This is a genomic window from Asticcacaulis sp. (genome assembly GCF_051956075.1).
GTDB lineage: Bacteria > Pseudomonadota > Alphaproteobacteria > Caulobacterales > Caulobacteraceae > Asticcacaulis.
Genome location: NZ_JBQCGA010000060.1, coordinates 25738 through 48011, shown reverse-complemented (window position 1 = coordinate 48011; position 22274 = coordinate 25738). Strand labels below are relative to the sequence as shown.

The window sequence follows — 22274 nt, the reverse complement described above, 5'->3', positions numbered from 1 at the left end:
CTAAGTACGACGAGGATGTTTCCAATGGACGATCACAGCCGCCAATCGCTTGAGCACCTGATGACCGGTATGGCCGAAAAGGCCAGACTCGGCGCCGAGGCCTTGCGGCTGGTGACGCCGGAGACGCGCACCAAGGCCATACTGGAAGCCGCCAAAGCCATCCGGGCGCGTGAGGCTGACATTCTGGCCGCCAATGAAAAAGACCAGTCGTTTGCGCGCGACAAGGGCCTGACCGAGGCGATGATCGAGCGCCTGATCCTCAATCCGGCGCGCGTCGAGGCGATGGCGAAAGGTCTGGAGGAAGTCGCAAATCTGCCCGATCCGATCGGACGCGAACTGGCGCGCTGGACGCGGCCCAACGGGCTCGACATCGCGCGCGTGGCCACGCCGATCGGCGTGATCGCCATCATCTATGAAAGCCGCCCCAATGTGACGGCGGACGCGGCGGCCCTGTGCATCCGCTCCAGCAACGCGGCGATCCTGCGCACGGGGTCTGAGGCGCTCAATTCGGCGCTGGCCATCTATACAGCGTTTCAGGACGGTTTCCACGCGGCGGGGCTGCCGGACTATTGCGTGCAGCTGGTGCCGACCTCGGATCGCGATGCGGTGGGACTGATCCTTGGCGGACTGAACGGCACGATCAATCTGATCATTCCACGCGGCGGGCGCTCGCTGGTCGAGCGCGTGCAGAAGGAGGCGCGCGCCCCGGTGCTGGCGCATCTCGAAGGCCTCAACCACACCTATGTCCATTCCGCCGCCGATCCGAAAAAGGCGGTCGAGATCGTGACCAACGCCAAGATGCGCCGCGTCTCGGTCTGCGGCGCGACCGAAACCCTGCTGATTGACGAGGCCGCAGCGGCGCAGCTCCTGCCCGACATCGCCGCCGCCCTCATCGCCAAGGGCTGCGAACTGCGCGGCGACGAGAAGGCGCGCGCGCTCGTGCCGTCGATGACGCCCGCGACCGAGGACGACTGGCGCACCGAATATCTGCTGCCGATCCTGTCGGTGAAGGTGGTTGCGGACGAGGCCAAGGCGATCCAGCATATCCGCACCTATGGCTCCGGCCATACCGAAGCGATCATCACCGAAGACGCGATGGCCGCCGAAACCTTCCTCAACGCGGTCGATTCCGCCATCGTGATCTGGAACGCCTCGACCCAGTACGCCGACGGCGGCGAGTTCGGCCTCGGCGCCGAGATCGGCATCTCGACCGACCGCCTGCACGCGCGCGGCCCCGTGGGCGCCGAACAGCTCACCACCTTCAAATACGTGGTCCGAGGCGACGGCCAGACGCGACCGTAACGTCGGGTGGTCCGCAGACTTGTTAATCCCGCCTTTACAACCGCGTCACACAATCTTCGCCGAAGCGCGGTAATCACGCCGTTCTTGAAGGTTTAAAGTTCGGCGTGTGTTATTATGCCCATGATGGATAAGCGGCTCTCTTTCTGGGACATGATTCCGCTCGGCACGCTGATTGGCGTGGCGGCGCTGGTCGGCATGGCGTTTGTGCCGGATCTGCGCCCGCTGGAAGTCTTCGTGGCGCTGCTGACCATCGTCTATACCTTGTTCCGCACCGTGGTGAAGCTGTCCGACGCCGAGGACCGCATCGCCGCGCTGAAAGCCCCCGAAAAGCAGGTCAAGGTGCAGCCGCAGGGGCCGAGCTTTCAGGAGGTGCTGCGCGCCATTCCCGAACCGGTGATGATCGTCGCGGGCTATGAGCCCGACGACATCGCCGCGCGCTGGGTGGTGTTCGCCAATACGGCGGCGCAGGCGACCTTTCACATGCGCGGTGAAGGCGGCAGTCTGGTCAGCGCCATCCGTAATCCCGAAGTGCTGGAATGCGTCGATGAGGCCCTGTTCGGTCAGGTGACGCGCTCAGTCGATTTCGAAACCACCGGCGGCGCGCGCGACCAGTTCTGGCGCGCCTTCGCCGCCCCCCTGCCGGTCGAAGGGACGATGCAGCGCTTGGCCTTGCTGGTCATCCGCGACGAAACCGACATCCGCCGCATGGAGAAGATGCGCGCCGACTTCCTGGCCAATGCCTCGCATGAGCTGCGCACGCCGCTGGCCTCGATTTCCGGCTTTATCGAAACCCTGCGCGGTCCGGCGCGCGAAGACGAGGGCGCGCGCGACAGGTTCCTCGGCATTATGGGCGCGCAGGCCGAGCGCATGGGGCGGCTGATCAACGACCTTCTATCCCTGTCGCGCATCGAGATGAGCGAACACGTCCCGCCGTCGGGCGAGGCCGATCTGGGGCAGGCGGTCAGCGATGTGGTGGACAGTCTGAACGTGCTGGCGCAGCAGAAGGGCGTCAAACTCAGGCTGGACGCGCCACAGGGCCGCACCCTGCTCTATCCCGTGATCGGCGACCGCGACCAGATCGTGCAGGTGGTGCAGAACCTGATCGACAACGCGCTGAAATATGCGCCCAAGGGCAGCATGGTCAGTATCGAGCTGCGTTTCGACCTGCGCCTTCAGGACGCCGCCGCCGTCGCCGATCCGCAGGCGTCGCGCCTGGTGCTGCTGCGCCCCGACCGCAATCTGCACGACTGGTACGCGCGCGTCACCGTGCGCGACGAAGGCCCCGGCATCCGGCGCGAACACCTGCCGCGTCTGGCCGAGCGCTTCTACCGCGTCGAGGGCCAGAAATCCGGCGACCGTCTCGGCACCGGGCTGGGCCTCGCCATCGTCAAGCACATCGTCAACCGCCATCGCGGCGGGCTGGTGGTCGAAAGCATCGGCGCGCAGGGCTATTCGGACGAAGACCTCGCCCATCTGGAGCGCACCAACATCACCAACCTGCCGTCCGCGGCGCCGCCCGCCACCTTCACCGCCTTTTCGGTCTGGCTGCCGCAAAAGGGCTTTTACGGCGTCGCCGACGCCGGACCGCGCCTGATCGAATCGCCTGCGCAGCCCGATAGCCGTCCAGACACGCGCAACGCCGGTTGAACTGTCACACTTTTCGCGTCGTCATAATAAAACTGTCACAGAAAATCCGTAATGGGGGCTTGGATTTAGCGGCGCGCTGGCCCCATTATAGCTGTAACGCCGACCTCAATCTGCAAGGATGCAACCGTGGCTCTGAACATGAACCCGCATATCGTCAAAACCTATGGCGAAGAACTGGACCAGCTTTCAGCCGAGGTCGTGCTGATGGGCGGTCTGGCTGAGGCGCAGGTCGCCGACGCCGTCGAAGCCGTCGCGCGCCGCGATGTCGGCCTGGCGCAGAGCGTGGTCGGCCGCGACCACCGCCTCGACGAGCTGGAAAAGGACATCGAACGCAAGTGCATCCGTCTGATCGCCCTGCGTCAGCCGATGGCCGACGATCTGCGCAAGACGGTCGCCGCCATGAAGATCTCCACCTCGCTGGAGCGAATCGGCGATCTGGCCAAGAACATCGCCAAGCGCGCCGTCGTCATCTCCGAAGCCGAGCCGATGACGCCGCTGACCCGCTCGATCGAGCGCATGGGCAAGCTGGTGTCTTCACGCCTGCGCGACGTGCTGGACGCCTACAAGTCGGGCAAGGCGGACCTCGCCCAGACCGTCTGGGCGTCGGACACCGAGGTCGATGAGCATTACAACGCCATGTTCCGCGAACTGCTGACCTATATGATGGGCGATCCGCGCACCATCTCGGCCTGCACGCACCTTCTGTTCATGGCCAAGAATCTGGAGCGCATCGGCGACCACGCCACCAATATGGCCGAACATATCCATTACGAGCTGACGGGCGAAGACTATGTCGAAGACCGCCCGAAAGGCGATACGCTCAGCCCGACCTGACCCCCGTAACCTGCCGGAATTTTCATGAAGCCCTATATCATCATCGCCGAAGACGAAGACGCCCTGGCGACGCTGCTGAGCTATAATCTCGAAAAGGAAGGCTATGAGGTCGGGGTCGCCACCGATGGCGACGAGGCCCTGGTCATGGTCAAGGAGCGCCAGCCGGACCTTCTGGTCTGCGACTGGATGATGCCCAAGGTGTCGGGCATAGAGGTGTGCCGCCGTCTGCGTCAGGTTCCGGCCTCGCGCAACCTGCCGATCGTCATGCTGACCGCGCGCTCGGAAGAAAGCGACCGCATCCGCGGCCTCGACACCGGCGCCGACGACTATGTGGTCAAGCCGTTCTCGATGACCGAGCTGATGGCGCGCATCCGTGCCGTGCTGCGCCGCATCCGCCCCGGCCTGTCCGAGGATCGCGTCGAATTCGGTGAGATCGTCGTCGATCGCATGTCGCACCGCGTGCAGCGCGGCGGACGCGACATCCATCTGGGGCCGACCGAATACAAGCTGCTCGACTATCTGATGCAGTACCCCAAGCGCGTCTTCTCGCGCGAACAACTGCTCGATGCGGTCTGGGGCAATGACGTCTATGTCGAGGCGCGCACCGTCGATGTGCATATCGGTCGCCTTCGCAAGGCGCTCAACGACAAGAACGACGTCGATCCGATCCGCACCGTGCGCTCGGCGGGCTACGCGCTCGACATGGGCTGATCTCAGCCCATCTGTTCGATGCGGACCGTCGGGGTCGGGCGCGGCGTGATGTCGGCGAGGTTGAAGCGCATTTCCTGATGGCGATAGTCAATCGTCACAGACGCGAACTGGCGCAGATAATCCAGCCCGATCAGCAAGGCCGGATGGTTGTCGAGCTTCCACGTCGCAAAGTCCGGCGGATCGGCGATCACCAGCGTACAGTCGCTGAACAGAATGTCCTGTAAATGGATGCGTTGAACCGGGATGACGACGCCTGGCAACTGACCGCCGGTCACCCCGCTCAACATGAGGGCGCCAAGTTCGACAAGCGCCGGGTTGCGCGCCTTCAACGCCGCATAAAGCGCCGGATTGCCCACCGAAACCTCGGCGCCGGTATCGATAAAGGCGGTCGCGGCCACGCCATCGACGCGGCTATCGCCAATGCGCAAATGGCCGCGCCGCCCATCCGCCCGCACCCTGGCGCTGGAGTCGCCGCGCATGACGGCGTACTGGCTGCTGTCGTCGATGCGCACTATCCTGCGCGCGAAATCGAAGGTCACCTGCGTTCCGTCGATCGCGTCCAGCCCCAGATAACCATCCGCCAGCAGATTGGCGCGCGACAGCACCGGCAAATTCAGCCGTTTGCGCGAAAACGGCCCGAATTCGAGCCGTTCGACGTGAACGCTGGGCGCAATGATCCGGCTGGATATGCCGTCCACCGTCACGTTCGGTCCCGCAGGCAGGCCCAGGGCGGCGGCGACATTATCGGCGATCACCGAGCGTTCGGCGCCGGTATCGACGACAAAAGAAAACGGGCCTTCGCCATTGATATGCGCCGCCACCTTCAGATGGCTGGCCGCGTCCACCCTTGCCGCCAGCGAAGCGGCGTCGCTATTGTTTTGGGCTTCTGTCTGGGCCAGAGCCGGTCCGACCAACGGCCAGCCCAGCAGGCCAAGACCCGCGCCCGCAAAAACGCGCCGCGTCAGGCGCGCGTCCTTGTCTCTCATCAGCCTCTCCCCAAATATTCTTGTTATGAATAATCTTGTTATGTGGGGAAAGGCTATGCGGTTTGCCGGCCGTCTTCAAGTCCGGGAGCGCGCCCGGTCAGCCGCAACCGCCATTATAGATGGCGCCGCCGCCGGTCTGGTAATCGCGCAGCACCTGCGCAGCGTCATCGCGATGCAGGTCGCACAGCACGGCGACGCCGCGCCGCTCCAGACAGGCCCGCCAGTCGTCGCGCTTATCGCCTTCGTCAAAACCGACGGCGCGCGCGTCTTCATCGCGGGCGCAGCAGATCAGCCGTTTGACGCCCGACCACGGAATGGCGCCATAGCACATGGCGCACGGCTCGCAGCTTGTCACCAGCTCCAGCGCGTGCGGCCCGGCGCCGAGATCGTAATGTCTGAGCCGCGCCTGCGCCGTCATCAGGGCCACCATTTCGGCATGCAGGACCGAACAGCGCGCCGTGGCGACCAGATTGACGCCCGCGGCGAGCATCCGCCCGGTATCGCGCTCGAACACCGCCGCCCCGAACGGCCCGCCAGTGCCCGCCTCCACATTGCGCCGCGCCAGATCGACCGCGAAGGCGGCGCGCGCCCCGACCTCCGGCAATACGATATCCGCCGCGTTCAACGCATCAAACCAGGCTGGCAGCGCGAAGCCGAGCGTCGTCATCAGGCCAGAAAGGTCTTGGAGCAGTATTCGCAGGTGATATGCACCTTGCCGTCGGCCTCGCGCATATCGCTCTGCTCCTCAGCGGAAAAGGAGGAGACCAGCTCCTCGACGCGATCCTGAGTGCAGCGGCACAGCTTGAACACCGGCTTGGCGGGCGACAGGCGCACGCCGTCCTCGTGGAACAGGCGGTACAGTAGCCGTTCGGCGCTCAGCTCGAAATCGGTCAGCTCCTCCTCGCCCAGCGTCTCGAACAGGGCGCGGATGTGCTGGAAGGATTCGCGCGTGTCGCCGCGCGCCTCGTCGCTGGCTATGGCCTGAATCATCATACCCGCCGCGCGCCAGCGCCCTTCGTCTTGCGTGACCGCCAGTTTGACCTGGGTTGGCACCTGTTCGGACTGGGCGAAATAGTGTTCGGCGCACAGGCTCAAGGACTCGCCCTCGATCGGGGTCACGCCCTGATAACGCTCCATCTGGCCTTCCGGGTCGATGGTCATGATAAACGTCCCCTTACCCAGCAGGGCGCGCGCGCCGAGGCTCTTGAAGCCGCCCTCATTGGCCAGGATCAGCGCGTTCAGCTCGCCCTCGTCGAAGCGGCAGAAACCGCGCACGCCGCCGCGCGTGTCGTAATCGGCCACGACATAGCGCACCGGCCCGTCGCCCTGCGCCTGCAAGATCAGACGCCCCTCGAACTTCAACGCCGCCCCGACCAGCACGGCCAGCACGCAGGCCTCGCCAAGCAGATTGGCGATCGGCTCGGGATAGGCGTGGGCATTGAGGATCTGATCCAGCGTGTCGCCCAGCCGCACCAGACGGCCATGAACCGGGTGAGCCTCGATCACGAAGCGGGCGGAGTAGTCTTCAGAAAAAGGGGCGGAATCGGACATATAGACACACAGATGACGACGGAATTTGTTACAGAATTTACGGCTTTCGCCAAGTTTTAAAGAATTCGCCCGCGGCTTGCCAGAATAAACGACAAAGGCGGTTGTGCCTGGGCGTCTTTTGGCCTATCCGCTACCCGAATTCTCAGGGCGCAGCGGCCCACAGGCCGTCGGCTCCCGTAAATAGGCGTGACCGACATGAATGCAAGCTTCCCGCAACCGAACCTCGCCACCCTGGTGCTCGACTTCGATTCGACCTTCACCCAGGTCGAGGCGCTCGATGTGCTGGCCGAGCTTCTGTCCGCCGCCGATCCGGCGCGCCCTGATGCTGAAAGATTGGCCGATGTCGCCCATATCAAGACCCTGACCGATCAGGCCATGTCGGGCGAGATCAGCTTCGCCGAAGCCCTGCAACGCCGCGTGCAGATCCTGAAACCGACGCGCGAGGACATCGCCGCCCTGACCGAGGTGCTCAAGGGCCGCGTCTCGGCCTCGGTGGAGCGCAACCGCGCCGTGTTCGCCGAAAACCCCGGCAAGTTCCGCATCATTTCCGGCGGCTTTCATGAGTTCATCGACCCGGTCGTGGCCGAACTCGGCATCGAGGCCGAATACGTGCTGGCCAACCGGCTGATCTTCGACGCCAACGGCGTGGCCACCGGCGTCGATCAGACCAATCCCTGTTCGCAGGACGGCGGCAAGATCGTCGCCGTGCGCAATTTGAGCCTGTCGGGCGATGTCGTGATGATCGGCGACGGCTGGACCGATTACGAGGTCTATAAGGGCGGCGCGGCCAATCGCTTCTACGCCTTTACCGAAAATGTGACGCGCCCCAAGGTGGTCGCCACGGCGGACGGCGCTTCGGTGCAGGTCGCCGCGACGCTGGACGAGGTGCTGCACGCCGAAGGCTATGAGGGCCGCTATTCGTTTCCGCGCTCCAAGCTGAAAGTGCTGCTGCTGGAAAACGTCCACCCCGACGCGGTGCGCGCCTTCCGCGAGGAAGGCTATGACGTCACGACCGTCAAGGGCGCGCTCGACGAGGACGCGCTGATTGAGGCGATCCAGGGCGTGCATATCTTAGGCCTGCGCTCCAAGACCAATGTGACGGCGAAAGTTCTGGAGCACGCCGACAAGCTGCTGGCCGTCGGCGCCTTCTGCATCGGCACCAATCAGATCGACCTGAAAGCCTGCTCGCAAAAGGGCATTGCGGTCTTCAACGCGCCCTATTCCAACACGCGCTCGGTGGTCGAGATGGTCATGGGCCTGACCGTCATCCTGACGCGCTCGATCTACGACAAGTCGGTCTCGATGCATCAGGGCAAGTGGGACAAGTCGGCCACCGGCGCGCTTGATGTGCGCGGCAAGACGCTCGGCATTATCGGCTATGGCGCCATCGGCTCGCAATTGTCGGTGCTGGCCGAGGCCTTCGGCATGCGCGTCATCTATTACGATCTGGCCGAGAAGCTGACGCTGGGCAATGCGCGCCGCTACCGCTCGCTCGACGCCCTGCTGGCCGAAGCGGACGTGATCTCACTGCACGTCGATGGCCGCCCGGAAAACAAGAACCTGATCGGCGCAGCGCAGTTCGCGCGCATGAAGGATGGCGTGCTGTTCATCAACCTGTCGCGCGGCCATGTCGTCGAGATCGACGCCCTGGCCAAGGCGCTCGCATCGGGCAAGGTCTATGGCGCCGCTATCGACGTCTTCCCGGAGGAGCCGCGCACCAATGACGATCCGTTCGTCTCCTCGCTGATCGGGCTGAAGAACCTGATCCTGACCCCGCACATTGGCGGCTCGACGGAAGAAGCGCAGGAGGCCATCGGCCAGTTCGCCTCGGAGCGCCTGCTCAACTTCCTCAATCGCGGCGACACCACCTTCAGCGTGAACATGCCGCATGTGCAACTGTCCGAGGTCGAGGGCCGTCACCGCTTCCTGCACCTGCACCGCAACGTGCCGGGCGTCATGGCGGCGATCAACCAGATCATGGCCAAGTACGACCTCAATGTGCTGGGCCAGCACTTAAAGACCAATGAGACGCTCGGCTATGTCATTGTCGATGTCGATAAGGGCTATCCGAAGGAAGCGCTTGAGGAGTTGAAGGCCGTCAACGGCACGCTGAAGTTCCGTTCCCTGATGTAGGCTTTCCTTTTGCAGGCAGGCGTTCTACAACGCCCGCAAAAAGGGAAATCACGCCATGTCCAACACCTTCGTCGCCTTTGGCAAACTGCTGATCCGCCTGAGCGCCACCGGTGGCAAACTGCTGGAGAGCCTGCCCGACCTCGCCCTGCATGTCGGCGGCGCCGAGGCCAATGTCTGCGTCGGACTGGCGCGTCTGGGCCATGAGACGCGCATGATCAGCGTGGTTCCCGACAATGCCCTGGGCATAGCCGCGCGCGACGAACTGCGCCGCTGGGGCGTCGATGTGTCCGGCGTGACGCAAGTTCCAGGCCGCATGGGCCTCTATTTCCTCACCCCCGGCGCCATTCATCGCCCGTCCGACATCGTCTATGACCGCGCCGGTTCGGCCTTTGCCGCGGCGGATTTCGCGGACTATGACTGGCGCGCGGCGCTTGAGGGCGCGGGCTGGCTGCACGTGTCGGGCGTGACTGCGGCCCTGGGCGAGGCCAGTTTCAACGCCGCTTTAGCGGCGGTGCGGGCGGCCAGAGCGGCGGGCGTTGCGGTGTCGTTCGACTGCAATTATCGCCCGAAACTGTGGGCGGCCTGGGGCGGCGATCCGGTGCATATGATCCCGCAACTGATGGCGGAGGCCGACCTGATCTTCGGCGGCCATCGCGATATCGAACTGGTGTCGGGGCAAAAATTCGCCGATGCGCGCGCCGCCGCCGACCACGCCTTCCTGACCTTCCCGCGCCTGCAACGTCTGGTCTGCACACGCCGCGAACAGGTCAGCGCCGACCATAACCGGCTGGCCGGACTGATGTACACGCGCGACGATACGCTGGAGACGCAGATGTACGAGGTCGCGGGCATTGTGGACCGCATCGGCGGCGGCGACGCCTTCGCAGCGGGCGTGCTGCACGGGCTGATCAAGGGCGAAACGGACGCGAAGGCGCTCGATTACGGCATCGCCTGCGGCTGCCTCAAACACGCCCAGCCCGGCGACCTGTCGCTGGCCACCGCATCCGATCTCGACGGTTTCCTCAGCGACGGCGGTTTCGACGTCCGGCGGTAGGTTTTTACTACGAAACGAAGTTAAAAACACGAAATCCGCATGTAACGCCCCGTCGCTTGTGGTCGCTTGATGGTCGTTTTTTAACCACGGAAAGCACGGAAAGCACGGAAACGCCGCTTCGCGGCGTCAGAAGATTTATTATTTCCGTGTTTTCCGTGTTTTCCGTGGTTCCAATAAATCCGTTTCGGATGACAGAGAGCGCTACGCGCGGATTTCGCGCCTTTCGTGGTCAAATCTCTACAACCGCTCCAGCGGCAGAATCTCCACCCGCGACCCGGCGTTCATCGGCAGGGCGTCGGCGGGCAGGCGGATGAGGGCGTCGGCCTGAGCGAAGACGTTGACCAGCGAGGAATCCTGATCGGAAAAGGCCTCGACCTGCAATTGTCCGTGTAAGGACGAACTCAGCCTACCGCGCAGGAACGCCTCGCGCGGCCCGGCGGCGGACACCGGCCCCTGCAATACGGCGTTGACGAATTTCGGCCCCGCCGCCATGCCGAGCGCGGCTTCCATCCAGGTTTTCAGCAGCAGTTGCGCCATCACCAGCGCCGAGGCCGGATTGCCGGGCAGCATCAGCGCCTGCGCGCCATCGCTCAGACGTCCGAAGGCGGTCGGCTTGCCGGGACGAACCTTGACGCTGTCGAAATCGGCCTCAAAACCCAGTTGTTCGAGCGCCGGACGCACCAGATCGAAATCGCCGACGCTGGCGCCGCCCAGGGTGACGATCAGATCGGGTGCATCGTCTTTCAGAACGCCTTTCAACGCCTTGACAATCGCCTTGAGATCGTCGCCCTGAACGCCGACATAATCGGCCTTGCCGCCCCACGCCTTGATCAGGGGAATAAGGGCCGAAGACCCGGATTCGTAGATCTGATCCGGCCCCGGCGCTTGACCCGGCGCGACCAGCTCATTGCCGGTGCAAAGCACGACGATCCGGGGCCGACGGCGCGCGCTGACACCATCGCGGCCCGCCGCCGCGACCAGGGCCAGCCGCCACGCATCGAGTCTTTGCCCTTCGCTCAATAAAACGTCGCCCGCCTTGAAATCCTGCCCCGCCGGACGGATATGACGCGGCGCCGTGTTGCGGCCATCGGGAAGCACTTCGATGCGCTCACCGTCGCGCCGGACGTTTTCCTGAAGAATGATCGTGTCGGCGCCCGCCGGAACCGGCGCGCCGGTGAAGATGCGCACCGCATCGCCCACGCCGATCTGACCCTTAAAGCCGCTTCCCGCCTGGCTTTCACCGATCACGCGCAACACGGGCGCCTCGACATGCAGGCTGTCGGTGTGCGCGGCGTAGCCGTCCATGGCCGAGGCTGCGAACGGCGGCTGATCGCGCGTCGCGGCGATCGCCTCGGCCAGCACGCGCCCCGCCGCCTTATCCAGCCGCACATCCTGCATCGGCATGAGCGGCGCAGCGGCGCGCACAGCGGCGACGGCCTCGGCGACAGGAACGAGCTTGGGCATATTACGTCTCTTTGAGTCTTATTTCTCTTTTAGTCTGGGCATCAGCTCAACCATGTTGCATGGCCCGTGCCGGCTGTCGAGCTGCCAGCGGATCACCTTGTCCCAGCCGTCCTTGACCGCGCCGTTCGAGCCGGGCAGGCAGAAGACGAACACGCCGTCGATAATCCCGGCCAAGGCGCGCGATTGCAGCGTCGAAAGACCAACCGTCTGATAGCTGAGCATATGGAAAATCGTCGAAAAGCCTTCGATACGCTTGTCCAGCAAGGGCTCGACCGCTTCGGGCGTGACATCGCGGCCGGTAATGCCGGTGCCGCCGGTCGAGACGATCGCGTCCACTTCGCCCGACGCCACCCAGGATTTAATCCGTGTACGGATGGCCTCGATGTCGTCGCGGACAATGGCGCGTCCAGCCAGGGTGTGACCGGCGGCCTCGACGCGCGCCGCCAAAACGTCGCCGGAGGTGTCATTGCTTTCATCGCGTGTGTCGGACACGGTCAGCACAGCGATCTGCACCGGCGTGAAGGCGCGGTCCTCATGCAGGCGTCCGCCGCCCAGCCATGCCTTTTCCGTATCCGAAATCGCCGTCATATCGCGCTCCTGCTGATCGGGCAGGTTTAGCCCGTACGGGCGGACGGCTCAAGCGGCGTCAGTCGAAATAGACCACATCGTCGCCATCGTCCTGCGGCGGCTCATCCTGACCACTCAGCTTAAGCCAGGCGGCGAACACGTCTTCGGGCACCTTGGCCGGACGCGGCTGGCCCTCAGCCAGCTTCTGCACGAAGTTGAACTTCAGCCCCATGCGATTGGCCATGCTCCAGGCGGCGGAGCCGCGCCGGACGGTGTGCGTGTCGAGGTCGATCAGCCACAGCTCCGACGGAATCTTGTCCATTTCGCCGATGGAGACGCGGGCGCCGGACGCGCTCTGATCCAGGATGCGGCACGGCACGGTGCGACCTTCGGCCAGCAGCAGCGCGCCGCGATTGTCGCAATCGAAGCGCGGCTCGGCGCGCCGATCCGCATATTGCGACGGCATGATGATCTCGACCTTATTGTCCTCTGCATGACCTGCAGAAGGCGCAGGCTTTGTGGGCGCGGGGCGGCGTAGCGGGTCGGTCATAACAAATCGGTCCTGCAAATCGGCGACCCTCCGCCTTCTGGCGGGGGCCTTATTTCTATACGCGGAAGCAAGGATACTGGATGGCGCCGCGCCAGCCTTTATAAGGCGCGCGGACGTCGTTTATGACGAACAGCCTAGCCCCTTTTCGTTTATAAAGCGTTGTGCCGCGCGGAACTGTCCACAGGCGCATTTTGCAGGCCTATAATACCATCGCTTGACTTTTCATGGCTTTGCGTACATTTAGGCGGCTTCGCAGCTGCGAAACCTTTAGTGGCTCACCCTGAGCCCTGCTGGCCGCGTGAAATATGTCCGCATCGCATGCGGGTCCATATTTGCCAGCCTCCAAGATCGTCATTGAACGGTCTGACGCCTTATCATCCGACGCGCCCCACGCGAACGCTTCGCCCATCCATCGCCCGCTCCGAACGTCGGAGACGGGCGCGGCGCGTTTTGCGCTGTTTATTTAAGAAAGTTCGCGCGTGTCGCAAAACTTCAAAGATCTGGGCCTGTCGCCCGTCCTCCTGAACACCCTCGCCAAAGAGGGCTACACCCAGCCGACGCCGATTCAGGCGCAGGCCATCCCCATCCTTCTGGATAAGCACGACCTTTTGGGCATCGCCCAGACCGGCACCGGCAAGACGGCGGCCTTCGCCCTGCCGATCCTGCAACACATTCTGACCGACCGGCAGATTCCTGAGCCGAAAAGCGTGCGCGTGCTGGTGCTGTCGCCGACGCGCGAACTGGCCTCGCAGATCGCCGACGCCTTCAAAACCTATTCCGCCGGTCTTGGCCTTAGCATCGCCACCATCTATGGCGGTATGAAGTACGGCCCGCAGTACAAGGCGCTGGCCAAGGGCCTCGACATCCTCGTCGCGACGCCGGGCCGCCTGATCGACCATATCGACCAGAAGACCATCGACCTGCGCGGCGTCGGCTTCTTCGTGCTGGACGAGGCCGATCAGATGCTCGACATGGGCTTCGTCAAGCCGATCCGCCAGATCGCCCAGCGCCTGCCGCACAAACGCCAGAACCTGTTCTTCTCGGCCACCATGCCCAAGGAGATCGGCGTGCTGGCCTCCGAACTGCTGACCGATCCGAAAAAGGTCGAGATCACCCCCGAAGCCACGACCGCCGAAAAGGTCGAGCAGAGCGTGATCTTCGTCGAGGCGCAGCGCAAGCGCGCCCTGCTCAGCGAGCTCTATGCCGATGGCGCGCTGGACCGCACCCTGGTCTTCACCCGCACCAAACGCGGCGCCGACCGCGTGGCGGCCTATCTGCAAGCCGGGGGCGTTGAAGCCGCCGCCATCCACGGCGACAAGAACCAGAGCCAGCGCGAACGCGCCCTGCAGGCCTTCCGCGCCGGCAAGGTGCGCGCCCTGGTCGCCACCGACATCGCCGCCCGCGGCATCGACGTCGATAATGTGTCGCACGTCATCAATTATGAACTGCCTCTGGTGGCGGACGCTTACGTCCACCGCATTGGCCGCACCGCGCGCGCCGGTCGCTCGGGCATTTCCATCACCTTCTGCGCCGATGACGAGCGCCGCCTGCTCAAGGATATCGAGCGCAAGACGCGCCAGCGCATCCCGTTCGCCGACCGCCGCAAGGACAACGCCCTGCGCCTGCTCGACGAGGCCATTCTGGCCTCCGGCAACACCGAAAAACCGAAGACGCCGGACCGCCTGCCCGAACATAAGAAGCCCGACCAGAAGCGTCCCAATCAAAAGCATAATGAGGCGCGCCACAGCGACCCGGACGCCGAATTCGTGCATAAGCGCCAGCGCAAGCGTCCCGCCAATAAGGCAAACGCGAACAGAAGCGGGGCCGGTCGCCCCGAACGTCCTGAGCGTTACGATCCGATGACCGCCGAGCGCGCCCCCTCTCATGTCGCGTCTCAGGACCGCAAGGCTCACCGCGCCGACAAGGCGCGCCGGGTCGAGCAGGTTCGCGACATGGACCCGGCGGGCGTCTTCGAGCCGCGCGCCGACGGCCCGCGCAAGGGCCGCGGCGGCAAGCCCTTTGGTCCAAAGGGCGGCCAGAAGCCGCAGAAGTTCGGCGGCCCCAAGCCTCACAAGCCTGCGTTCGCGAAGGGCAACGCCGTCAAAGGCAATACGGCCAAACCCTCCGAGGGCGCGCAGTTCAAGCGTAAGGCCCGCGCCTAAAGCGTTTCCCCAAAAAGTGGCTCCCCTTTTTGGATAAGGAAAAAGCGACACAACAAAAACTGAGAGCGCCGATATGATGTCATCAGATCGGCGCTCTGCACACCGCCGCATCGCCGCGTCCCGGCGATGCGGCATTTTCACAGTTGTGTGATGAGGCGGATTGCTTTTAAATAGATGGCGCACACCTGCCCGTGCGCGCTTCAGTCAGGAATATGCCCGCCTATGACCGCCGCCCCCAAGACTTCATCCGCCGGGACGCGCCTTGGCTCAGGCCTGTTCGCACGGTTGGCGGGACTGGCGGCGCCCTTGCTGGCGATCGGTATGCTGATGACGAACTGCACCTCGCATGAGGCGCAGAACAACGATCCGCAGGCCATTGTCGCGCGCACCATCGACGATCATTCCTGGGCGCGGCCGCAGGAGGCGCGGGTCACCCATGTCGATCTCGACCTGACCGCCGACTTCAACAAGAAAATCCTATCCGGCGCCGCGACCCTGACCCTGGCGACCGAGGCCAACGCCAAGCAGGTGATCCTCGACACCAAGGCGCTGGACATTCAGAGCGTCACCGACGCCGCCGGCGCCCCGCTCAAATACACTTTGGGCAAGGGCAATGAGATGATGGGCAAGCCGCTCACCATCGAACTGCCGCAGGGCGCGCAAACCGTGGTCGTGCATTACGCAACGCAGGAAGGCGGCACGGCGCTGCAATGGCTCGATCCGTCGCAGACCGCCGGCAAGAAGCTGCCCTTCCTGTTCAGCCAGGGCGAAGAGATCAATACCCGGAGCTGGATCCCGACGCAGGATTCGCCCGCCATCCGCCAGACCTACACCGCCCGCATCGTCGTCCCGTCAAATCTGGTCGCCGTCATGAGCGCCGAGCGCCTGACGCCCAAGGGCGAGCCGGTCGAGGGCCACCCCTCGCAGCGCGCCTTCCGCTTCGACATGAAGCAGCCGATCGCCCCTTACCTGATCGCCATCGCCATCGGCGATATCGGCTTCAAATCCGAAGGCCCCGACACCGGCGTCTATGCCGAGCGCGCCATTCTGGACAAGGCGGCCTACGAATTCGCCGACATGCAGTCCATGCTGGACGCCGCTTCAAAACTCTATGGCCCGTATCAGTGGGGCCGCTATGACGTGCTGGTCCTGCCGCCCTCCTTCCCGTTCGGCGGCATGGAGAATCCGACCCTGACCTTCGCCACCCCGACCGTGATCGCGGGCGACCGCTCGCTCGTGTCGCTGGTCGCGCATGAGCTGGCCCATTCCTGGTCCGGCAATCTGGTCACCAATGCGACCTGGGAGGATTTCTGGCTCAACGAAGGCTTCACCGTCTATTTCGAGAACCGCATCATGGAGCAGGTCTATGGCAAGGACCGCGCCGACATGCTGAAGGTTCTCGGCTGGCAGGACTTGCAGGCCACGCTGAAAGACCTTGACGACGCCAAGCAGCCGGAGTTCACCAAGCTGCATCCCGATCTGAACGGCGTCGATCCCGACGACTATTTCAGCGACGTGCCGTATGAAAAAGGCGCGGCCTTCCTGCGCATGCTGGAGGCGCATTTCGGGCGCAAGAAGCTCGACGCCTATCTGAAAGGCTATTTCCACCGCTACGCCTTCCAGAGCATGACCACCGACGCCTTCGTCGTCGATTTGCGCGAAAACCTGCTGCACAACGACGCCGATCTGGAAAAGTCGCTGAAAATCCATCAATGGCTCTATGACAAGGGCCTGCCCGACAACGCCGTGGCGCCGACCTCGGCCCTGCTCGATCAGGTCAAGGGTCAGGCGGTCGCCTTCATGAACGGCGCCGCGCCCGCCGATCTGCAAACCCAGGACTGGTCGCCGCTGCAATTCCAGTATTTCCTGACGCAATTGCCCGATACCCTGACGGTCGATCAGATGGCGGCGCTGGACAAGGCCTACGGCTTCACCGCCTCGCACAATGACGAAATTCTGTCCAACTGGCTGTTGCTGGCGGTCAAACACCACTACCAGCCCGCCATGCCGGTGCTGCACGACTTCCTGATCTCGGTCGGGCGCATGAAGTACGTGACCCCGCTCTACAAGGCGCTGATGGCGCAGGCGGGCTGGGGGCCGGAGATGGCCAGGTCGATCTACGCCGAGGCCGAACCCGGCTATCACGAAATCACCCGCGCCAGCATCGCCAAGGTGCTGCCGCAATAGCGGACGCGCAAAAAAGCCACGCTGTCAGGTAATGTTTACGCTGCGGCGATGCGGGCATTTACGAACGCCATAACCTCGTTCACAAAGTCGGTATGGCCGCTCCTGCAACCTCCCGTCTTGTCATCGCCTCCGGTTACGCCACCGATATCGGTAAGCGCGACGACAATCAGGACTTCGCCGCCATCTATCTCGACGAGGAGGCCGGACGCCATCATGGCGCCGTCGCGGCTCTGGCCGACGGGGTCGGCGGACGCAAGGGCGGGCGCGTCGCCGCCGAGCTGTCGGTGCGCACCTTTATCGACGATTATCTCGGCCAGAGCGAAATCCTGTCGCCGCGCAAGACGGCGGCGCGCGCGCTGGAGAGCATCAATTACTGGCTCTATCGCGAAGGCCAGAAGAACGAAAACCTCAAGGGCATGGCCTGCGCCTTCACCGGCGTGGTGCTGAAGGGCCGTCGGCTGCACAGCTTCCATGTCGGCGACACCCGGCTCTACCGGCTGCGCGACGGCCAGCTTGAGCTGCTGACCCAGGATCACCGCCCAGACAATGCCGGTCCCGACACGACGCTGTTGAGCCGCGCGGTCGGCGCCGAAGAAGCGGTGCGCATCGACTATGGCGTCGCCGATCTGGCCCCGCACGACCGGCTGATGCTGTGTTCGGACGGCGTGCATGGCATGTTGAGCGACACCGATATCGGCCTGATCCTCGACGCGCGCGCCGCAACCGAAGAAACCGCGCACCGGCTGGTGGCGACCGCCATCGCGCGCGGCGGCGACGACAATACCACCGTCCTGGTCATCGACATCATCGACCTGCCCCCCGCCTCGATCGAAGACCTCGACGCCGCCATCGCCAAATTGCCGATGATCGAGCCGCCGAAGGTCGGCGAGGTCATCGACGGCTTCCGGCTGGAAAAGACGCTGGCCGACGGCCTCTATTCGCGCGTCTTCCGCGCCCGCGACACGCGCGAGACCCGTCTGGCGCATCAGCAAGTGCTGCTGAAATTCCCCAAGCCGCACACCATCGGCGCCGAATCCTCGGCGCGCTCGGCCTTCATGCGTGAAGCCTGGGTGGCGTCGCGCGTGCAGCACATCTGGGTCGGCTCGGTGCTGCAACTGGCGCCGGGGCGGCAGACCTGCCTCTATATCGCCCAGCCCTTCTATGTCGGCGAGACGCTGGAGCATCGCCTGACCCACCCGCCGAAGATCGGCCTGAAGGAAGGGGTCGGCATCGCCGCTAAACTGGCCAAGGCGCTGGGCTCGCTGCACCGCGCGGGCGTCATCCACCGCGACGTCAAGCCGGAGAACATCATCCTGATGCCCGACGGCGGCTTCAAGCTGGTGGATCTGGGCGTGTCGCGCATCCCGAACATGGACAAGGACACGGTCTTCATCCCCGGCACGCCCAGCTACAAGGCGCCGGAGCAGTTCAAGGGCCAGCCGGGCGACGAGCGCTCGGACATCTTCGCCATGGGCGTGACCCTCTACCGCATGTTCACCGGCGCCTATCCGTTCGGCGAGATCGAAACCGGCCAGACGCCGGTGTTCGCGCGCCCGGTTCCGCTGACCGAACGGCGCCCGGACCTGCCCGCCTGGCTCGACAGCGTGATCCTGCAAGCCCTGGCCCCCGACCCGGACGAGCGCATTCAGGATGGCTTCGAAATGGCGTTCAAGCTGGAGACCGGCGCCCACGGCGCGGCCCCCGACTTCTTCCGCCGCCATTCGTGGTTCGCACGCCATCAGGTCGGGCTGTGGCGCGGCGTCAGCGCCGTGCTTACGGCCCTGCTGGTCTTCTTCATCTGGGCGTGGCATAGCCACTGGTCGCCGCCGGACTGGCTGCTGCGCCTGCTCGACCGTCTCGCCAATCCGAACGGATAGAGCGTTTCCCCAAAAAGTGGCTCCACTTTTTGGATAAGGAAGAGCGACACAACAAAGACCTAGAGCCCCGATCTGATTCCATCAGATCGGCGCTCTAGCTGGACGTACTACATCAACACCATATCGTCGCGATGAATGACCTCATCGCCGGAGGTGTAGCCGAGGATCGCCTCGATATCCTTTGACGTCCGCCCGCGGATCAGGCGGATGGCGTCGGCGGAATAGGTGACGACGCCGCGCGCGATCTCCGCGCCCGTCGGGGTCAGGATCGAGACGCTGTCGCCCTTTTCAAACCCGCCCGCCACCTCGACAATGCCGGACGGCAGGAGCGACTTGCCGGTCTTCAACGCCCGCACCGCGCCTTCGTCGAGCGTCAGATGACCCGCCGGCGCGACCGTCCCCGCAATCCACGCCTTATAGGCCGCCGCCGTGGTCGATTGCGGGCGGATCAGGGTGAAGCGCCGGTCCTCGGACAGGGGCCGCGCCACATCGCCGAACGCGATCAGGGTCGCGCAACCGGCGGACCCGGCGATGCGCGCGGCGGCGATCTTGGTCGCCATGCCGCCGGTGCCGACGCCCGCCTCGGCATTGGCGCCGCCCGCCATCGCCTCGATCTGCGCGTCGAGCTTTTCGACCACCGCCATATGCCGCGCCGCCGGGTTGCGACGTGGATCTTCCGTGTACAGACCATCTATATCGGACAGAAGCAGCAGCGTCTCCGCCCGCGCCAGTTGCGCCGTGCGCGCCGCTAATCTGTCATTGTCGCCGTAACGGATTTCCTCGGTCGCCAGCGTGTCGTTCTCATTGACGATCGGCACGCAGCCCAGCCCCAGCAGCGTGTCCACCGTGGCGCGCGCATTGAGCCAGCGGCGGCGCTTTTCGGTGTCTTCGCGCGTCAGCAATACCTGCGCGGTCTTCAGCCCGACCCCCGCAAAGGCCGCCTCCCAGGCGCTCATGAGTTTGGGTTGTCCGGCGGCGGCGGCGGCCTGCTTTTCATCGAGCTTCAGCTTTGCGCGCGTCAGCCCCAGATAGCGCCGCCCCAGCGCCACCGCGCCCGACGACACCAGCACCACCGCCTTGCCCTGCGCGCGCAGGGCGGCGACATCGGCGGCCAGTCCCGCCATCCAGTCATCGCGCGTCCGACCGGTCTGCGCGTCGACCACCAGGGCCGAGCCGACCTTGACCGTCAGACGCGCACCCTGTCTCAACACTTGCGGCAATTTTGCGCTGTCGGACATCTAAACTCTTTTCCCCACGGGCATAAGGTGCTAGGCCGCGCCCTGAAATCTGTGCGCTATTAAGGGTAAAGCTGCGGCGCGCGCAAGTCCTTATCCGGTCAGGGAATTTGGTAACAAAATGAACTATGTCGGCACCCGAGGTTTTCACGAACCGCGCAGCTTCGCCGGAGCGCTGCTGGACGGTCTGGCGCCCGACGGCGGCCTCTATGTGCCCGAACAGTATCCTGTAGATCCAACCGGGTCTGATTTATTTGCGGCCTCGCAAGGGCCGTACGAGGATCTGACATATCAGCTTTTGCATATGTTTGGCGTGGTTGACTCGCTTGGCTTTGATGCTGCCCACACCGCCGCTCAACGCACTTCGACAGCCTTCCTGCGCGATGGCGCAACCCCGCTGACCCAACTCGACGACAATCTGTGGCTGCTGGAGCTGTATCACGGCCCTACCCTCGCCTTCAAAGATATGGCCATGCAGATGATCGCGCCGCTGACCGATGCGGCGCTGGCGCAGAACGGCGAGAAGCTGACGCTTGTGACCGCCACCTCCGGCGACACCGGCGCGGCGGCGGTGCGGGCCTTTGCGGGCTCAAAACATGTGCGTCTGGTGGTCTTCCATCCGCTCGGCCGCGTCTCGCCCGTGCAGCGCCTGCAAATGACCACGATGGAAGCCGACAATGTGCTCAATGTCGGCGTCGAGGGCGATTTCGACGACTGCCAGCGCATCGTCAAGCGCCTGCTCGGCGAAGCGTCCTTAAAAGAGCGCGGCCTGATCTCCAGCGTCAACTCGATCAACTGGGGCCGCCTCTTGGGTCAGGTTCCCTATTATCTCGCCGCCAGCGCGGCCAGCGGCGCGGACCGGCCCGACTTCGTGGTGCCGACCGGCAATTTCGGCGACGCCTTCGCCGGCTGGGTGGCGCGCAAGATCGGCGGCGACATTGGCGACCTGCATGCGGCGGTCAACAGCAATGACGCCCTGGCCCTCGCCGTCAATACCGGCCATTACCTGCGCCGTCCGGCGGTCGAAACCGCCTCGGTGTCGATGGACGTGCAGGCCCCGTCCAATTTCGAGCGCCTGGTCTATGAGGCCTCCGGTCGCCACGCCTCGGGCACGCAAGCCCTGTTCAACGATTTCAACGCCACCGGCGATGTGCATCTGTCGCCCGATCTGCAAAGCGCCCTGCAAGCCGAGGTCTCGGCCAGCCGCGTCGATGAGGCGACCACCAAGGCGACGATCAAGACGGTGTATGAACGCTACGGCAAGGTCATCTGCCCGCACACCGCCGTGGCCGTCGCGGCGGCGTTTGAACGGGGTCTCGATAAGCCCCAGATCGCCCTTGCCACCGCCCATCCCGCCAAGTTCCCGGCCTTCGTCACCGATGCGCTCGGCTTCGCCCCCGACGTCCCCGACGCCATCGCGCAACTGCACGGCCAGAAGGAAACCATCCGCGAGATCCGCAATGACGAATTTGCGGCGCTGGAAGTCGTCAAGGCGTTTGCGCACTGATGTCGCAGGTTTCCGAACGCCTCGATGAGCTGCTCGAAGAATTCGACCTGTTCGATGACTGGGAGGAGCGCTACCGCTACATTATCGACCTCGGCAAGGAGCTTGCGCCCCTGTCGGACGACGAGAAGACCGAGGCGACGCGCGTGCGCGGCTGCGCCTCTCAGGTCTGGCTGGTCATGGACCCGGCGCCCGAAGGGATGTTGAAATTCCGCGGCGATTCCGACGCCTTTATCGTGCGCGGTCTGATCGCGGTGCTGATCCGCCTGCTCAACGACCTGCCCTACAGCGAAATTCAGGGCTTCTCGATCCGCGACGCCCTGACCCGGCTCGGCCTCGACGAAGCCCTGTCCTCGCAACGCACCAACGGCCTGATGTCGATGGTCGAACGCCTCAAGCGCGCGACGGCTTAAACAGTTTCGACAACGAAAAACTTCACGCGCTTCAAAAGCGGCTGCAAAAGGCTTTCACCGCAGATTTACACAGATTTGCGCAGATTTTGCATCGCTT

Annotated in this window: 18 protein-coding genes; 11 read left to right on the top strand and 7 right to left on the bottom strand. The window is 64.3% G+C overall.

Features of this window, described 5'->3' with window-relative positions:
* The first annotated feature begins 24 nt into the window (after positions 1-24).
* From ACTHLA_RS15560 to phoB, 4 genes are all read left to right on the top strand, one after another.
* The gene (locus ACTHLA_RS15560) at positions 25-1302 is read left to right on the top strand and encodes a glutamate-5-semialdehyde dehydrogenase (RefSeq protein WP_440191407.1); all 1278 of its coding nucleotides are present in this window, start codon (positions 25-27) and stop codon (positions 1300-1302) included.
* A 114-nt stretch (positions 1303-1416) separates the two neighbouring features.
* Complete coding sequence (locus tag ACTHLA_RS15555) at positions 1417-2949, top strand: sensor histidine kinase (RefSeq protein ID WP_440191404.1); 1533 nt, start codon at positions 1417-1419, stop codon at positions 2947-2949.
* A gap of 138 nt (positions 2950-3087) precedes the next feature.
* Complete coding sequence (gene phoU / locus ACTHLA_RS15550; protein ID WP_440192003.1) at positions 3088-3783, top strand: phosphate signaling complex protein PhoU; 696 nt, start codon at positions 3088-3090, stop codon at positions 3781-3783.
* A gap of 24 nt (positions 3784-3807) precedes the next feature.
* Positions 3808-4494, top strand: a complete 687-nt coding sequence (phoB, locus tag ACTHLA_RS15545; RefSeq protein ID WP_440191401.1) for a phosphate regulon transcriptional regulator PhoB — start codon at positions 3808-3810, stop codon at positions 4492-4494.
* Positions 4495-4496: 2 nt separating this feature from the next.
* Here phoB and ACTHLA_RS15540 read toward each other — a convergent pair whose 3' ends face one another.
* The 3 genes from ACTHLA_RS15540 to ACTHLA_RS15530 form a co-directional block, all read right to left on the bottom strand.
* Positions 4497-5480, bottom strand: a complete 984-nt coding sequence (locus ACTHLA_RS15540) for an aspartyl protease family protein (RefSeq protein WP_440191398.1) — start codon at positions 5478-5480, stop codon at positions 4497-4499.
* A gap of 97 nt (positions 5481-5577) precedes the next feature.
* A complete protein-coding gene (locus ACTHLA_RS15535) occupies positions 5578-6147 on the bottom strand; it encodes a nucleoside deaminase (protein ID WP_440191395.1) in 570 nt (189 codons plus the stop codon).
* Entirely contained in the window at positions 6147-7031 is an 885-nt protein-coding gene (locus tag ACTHLA_RS15530; RefSeq protein WP_440191392.1) for an Hsp33 family molecular chaperone, read from the bottom strand. Before ACTHLA_RS15530 ends, ACTHLA_RS15535 begins: the two co-directional genes overlap by 1 nt.
* Positions 7032-7226: 195 nt before the next feature.
* Here ACTHLA_RS15530 and serA point away from each other — a divergent pair, with 195 nt between their 5' ends.
* Both serA and ACTHLA_RS15520 read left to right on the top strand, forming a co-directional pair.
* Positions 7227-9164, top strand: coding sequence for a phosphoglycerate dehydrogenase (serA, locus tag ACTHLA_RS15525; protein ID WP_440192000.1), 1938 nt, complete (start codon positions 7227-7229; stop codon positions 9162-9164).
* A gap of 55 nt (positions 9165-9219) precedes the next feature.
* A complete protein-coding gene (locus ACTHLA_RS15520) occupies positions 9220-10218 on the top strand; it encodes a PfkB family carbohydrate kinase (protein ID WP_440191389.1) in 999 nt (332 codons plus the stop codon).
* A 237-nt stretch (positions 10219-10455) separates the two neighbouring features.
* Here ACTHLA_RS15520 and ACTHLA_RS15515 read toward each other — a convergent pair whose 3' ends face one another.
* Genes ACTHLA_RS15515 through ACTHLA_RS15505 form a run of 3 tightly spaced genes read right to left on the bottom strand, consistent with a single transcriptional unit; the run spans position 10456 to position 12799 of the window.
* Positions 10456-11682, bottom strand: coding sequence for a molybdopterin molybdotransferase MoeA (locus tag ACTHLA_RS15515; protein ID WP_440191386.1), 1227 nt, complete (start codon positions 11680-11682; stop codon positions 10456-10458).
* 18 nt (positions 11683-11700) lie between these two features.
* Entirely contained in the window at positions 11701-12270 is a 570-nt protein-coding gene (moaB, locus tag ACTHLA_RS15510; RefSeq protein WP_440191383.1) for a molybdenum cofactor biosynthesis protein B, read from the bottom strand.
* Positions 12271-12328: 58 nt separating this feature from the next.
* On the bottom strand, positions 12329-12799 hold the full coding sequence (locus tag ACTHLA_RS15505; protein WP_440191380.1) for a PilZ domain-containing protein: 471 nt from the start codon (positions 12797-12799) through the stop codon (positions 12329-12331).
* Between the two features lie 479 nt (positions 12800-13278).
* On the opposite strand from ACTHLA_RS15505, the gene ACTHLA_RS15500 reads away from it, so the two are divergent.
* The 3 genes from ACTHLA_RS15500 (at position 13279) to ACTHLA_RS15490 (ending at position 19025) form a co-directional block, all read left to right on the top strand.
* Positions 13279-14961 (top strand): DEAD/DEAH box helicase, encoded by a 1683-nt coding sequence (locus ACTHLA_RS15500; RefSeq protein ID WP_440191378.1) that lies wholly within the window; start codon positions 13279-13281, stop codon positions 14959-14961.
* A gap of 222 nt (positions 14962-15183) precedes the next feature.
* Positions 15184-17148 carry a M1 family metallopeptidase gene (locus ACTHLA_RS15495; RefSeq protein ID WP_440191375.1) on the top strand — a complete coding sequence of 655 codons (1965 nt, stop codon included), beginning with the start codon at positions 15184-15186 and terminating at the stop codon, positions 17146-17148.
* Between the two features lie 92 nt (positions 17149-17240).
* The gene (locus tag ACTHLA_RS15490) at positions 17241-19025 is read left to right on the top strand and encodes a protein kinase domain-containing protein (RefSeq protein ID WP_440191372.1); all 1785 of its coding nucleotides are present in this window, start codon (positions 17241-17243) and stop codon (positions 19023-19025) included.
* Between the two features lie 107 nt (positions 19026-19132).
* Here the strand turns inward: ACTHLA_RS15490 and proB are convergent, their stop codons facing one another.
* On the bottom strand, positions 19133-20263 hold the full coding sequence (proB, locus tag ACTHLA_RS15485; RefSeq protein WP_440191369.1) for a glutamate 5-kinase: 1131 nt from the start codon (positions 20261-20263) through the stop codon (positions 19133-19135).
* Positions 20264-20381: 118 nt separating this feature from the next.
* On the opposite strand from proB, the gene thrC reads away from it, so the two are divergent.
* A complete protein-coding gene (gene thrC, locus ACTHLA_RS15480) occupies positions 20382-21767 on the top strand; it encodes a threonine synthase (protein ID WP_440191366.1) in 1386 nt (461 codons plus the stop codon).
* Entirely contained in the window at positions 21767-22177 is a 411-nt protein-coding gene (locus ACTHLA_RS15475; protein WP_440191363.1) for a SufE family protein, read from the top strand. Before thrC ends, ACTHLA_RS15475 begins: the two co-directional genes overlap by 1 nt.
* Positions 22178-22274 lie beyond the last annotated feature (97 nt).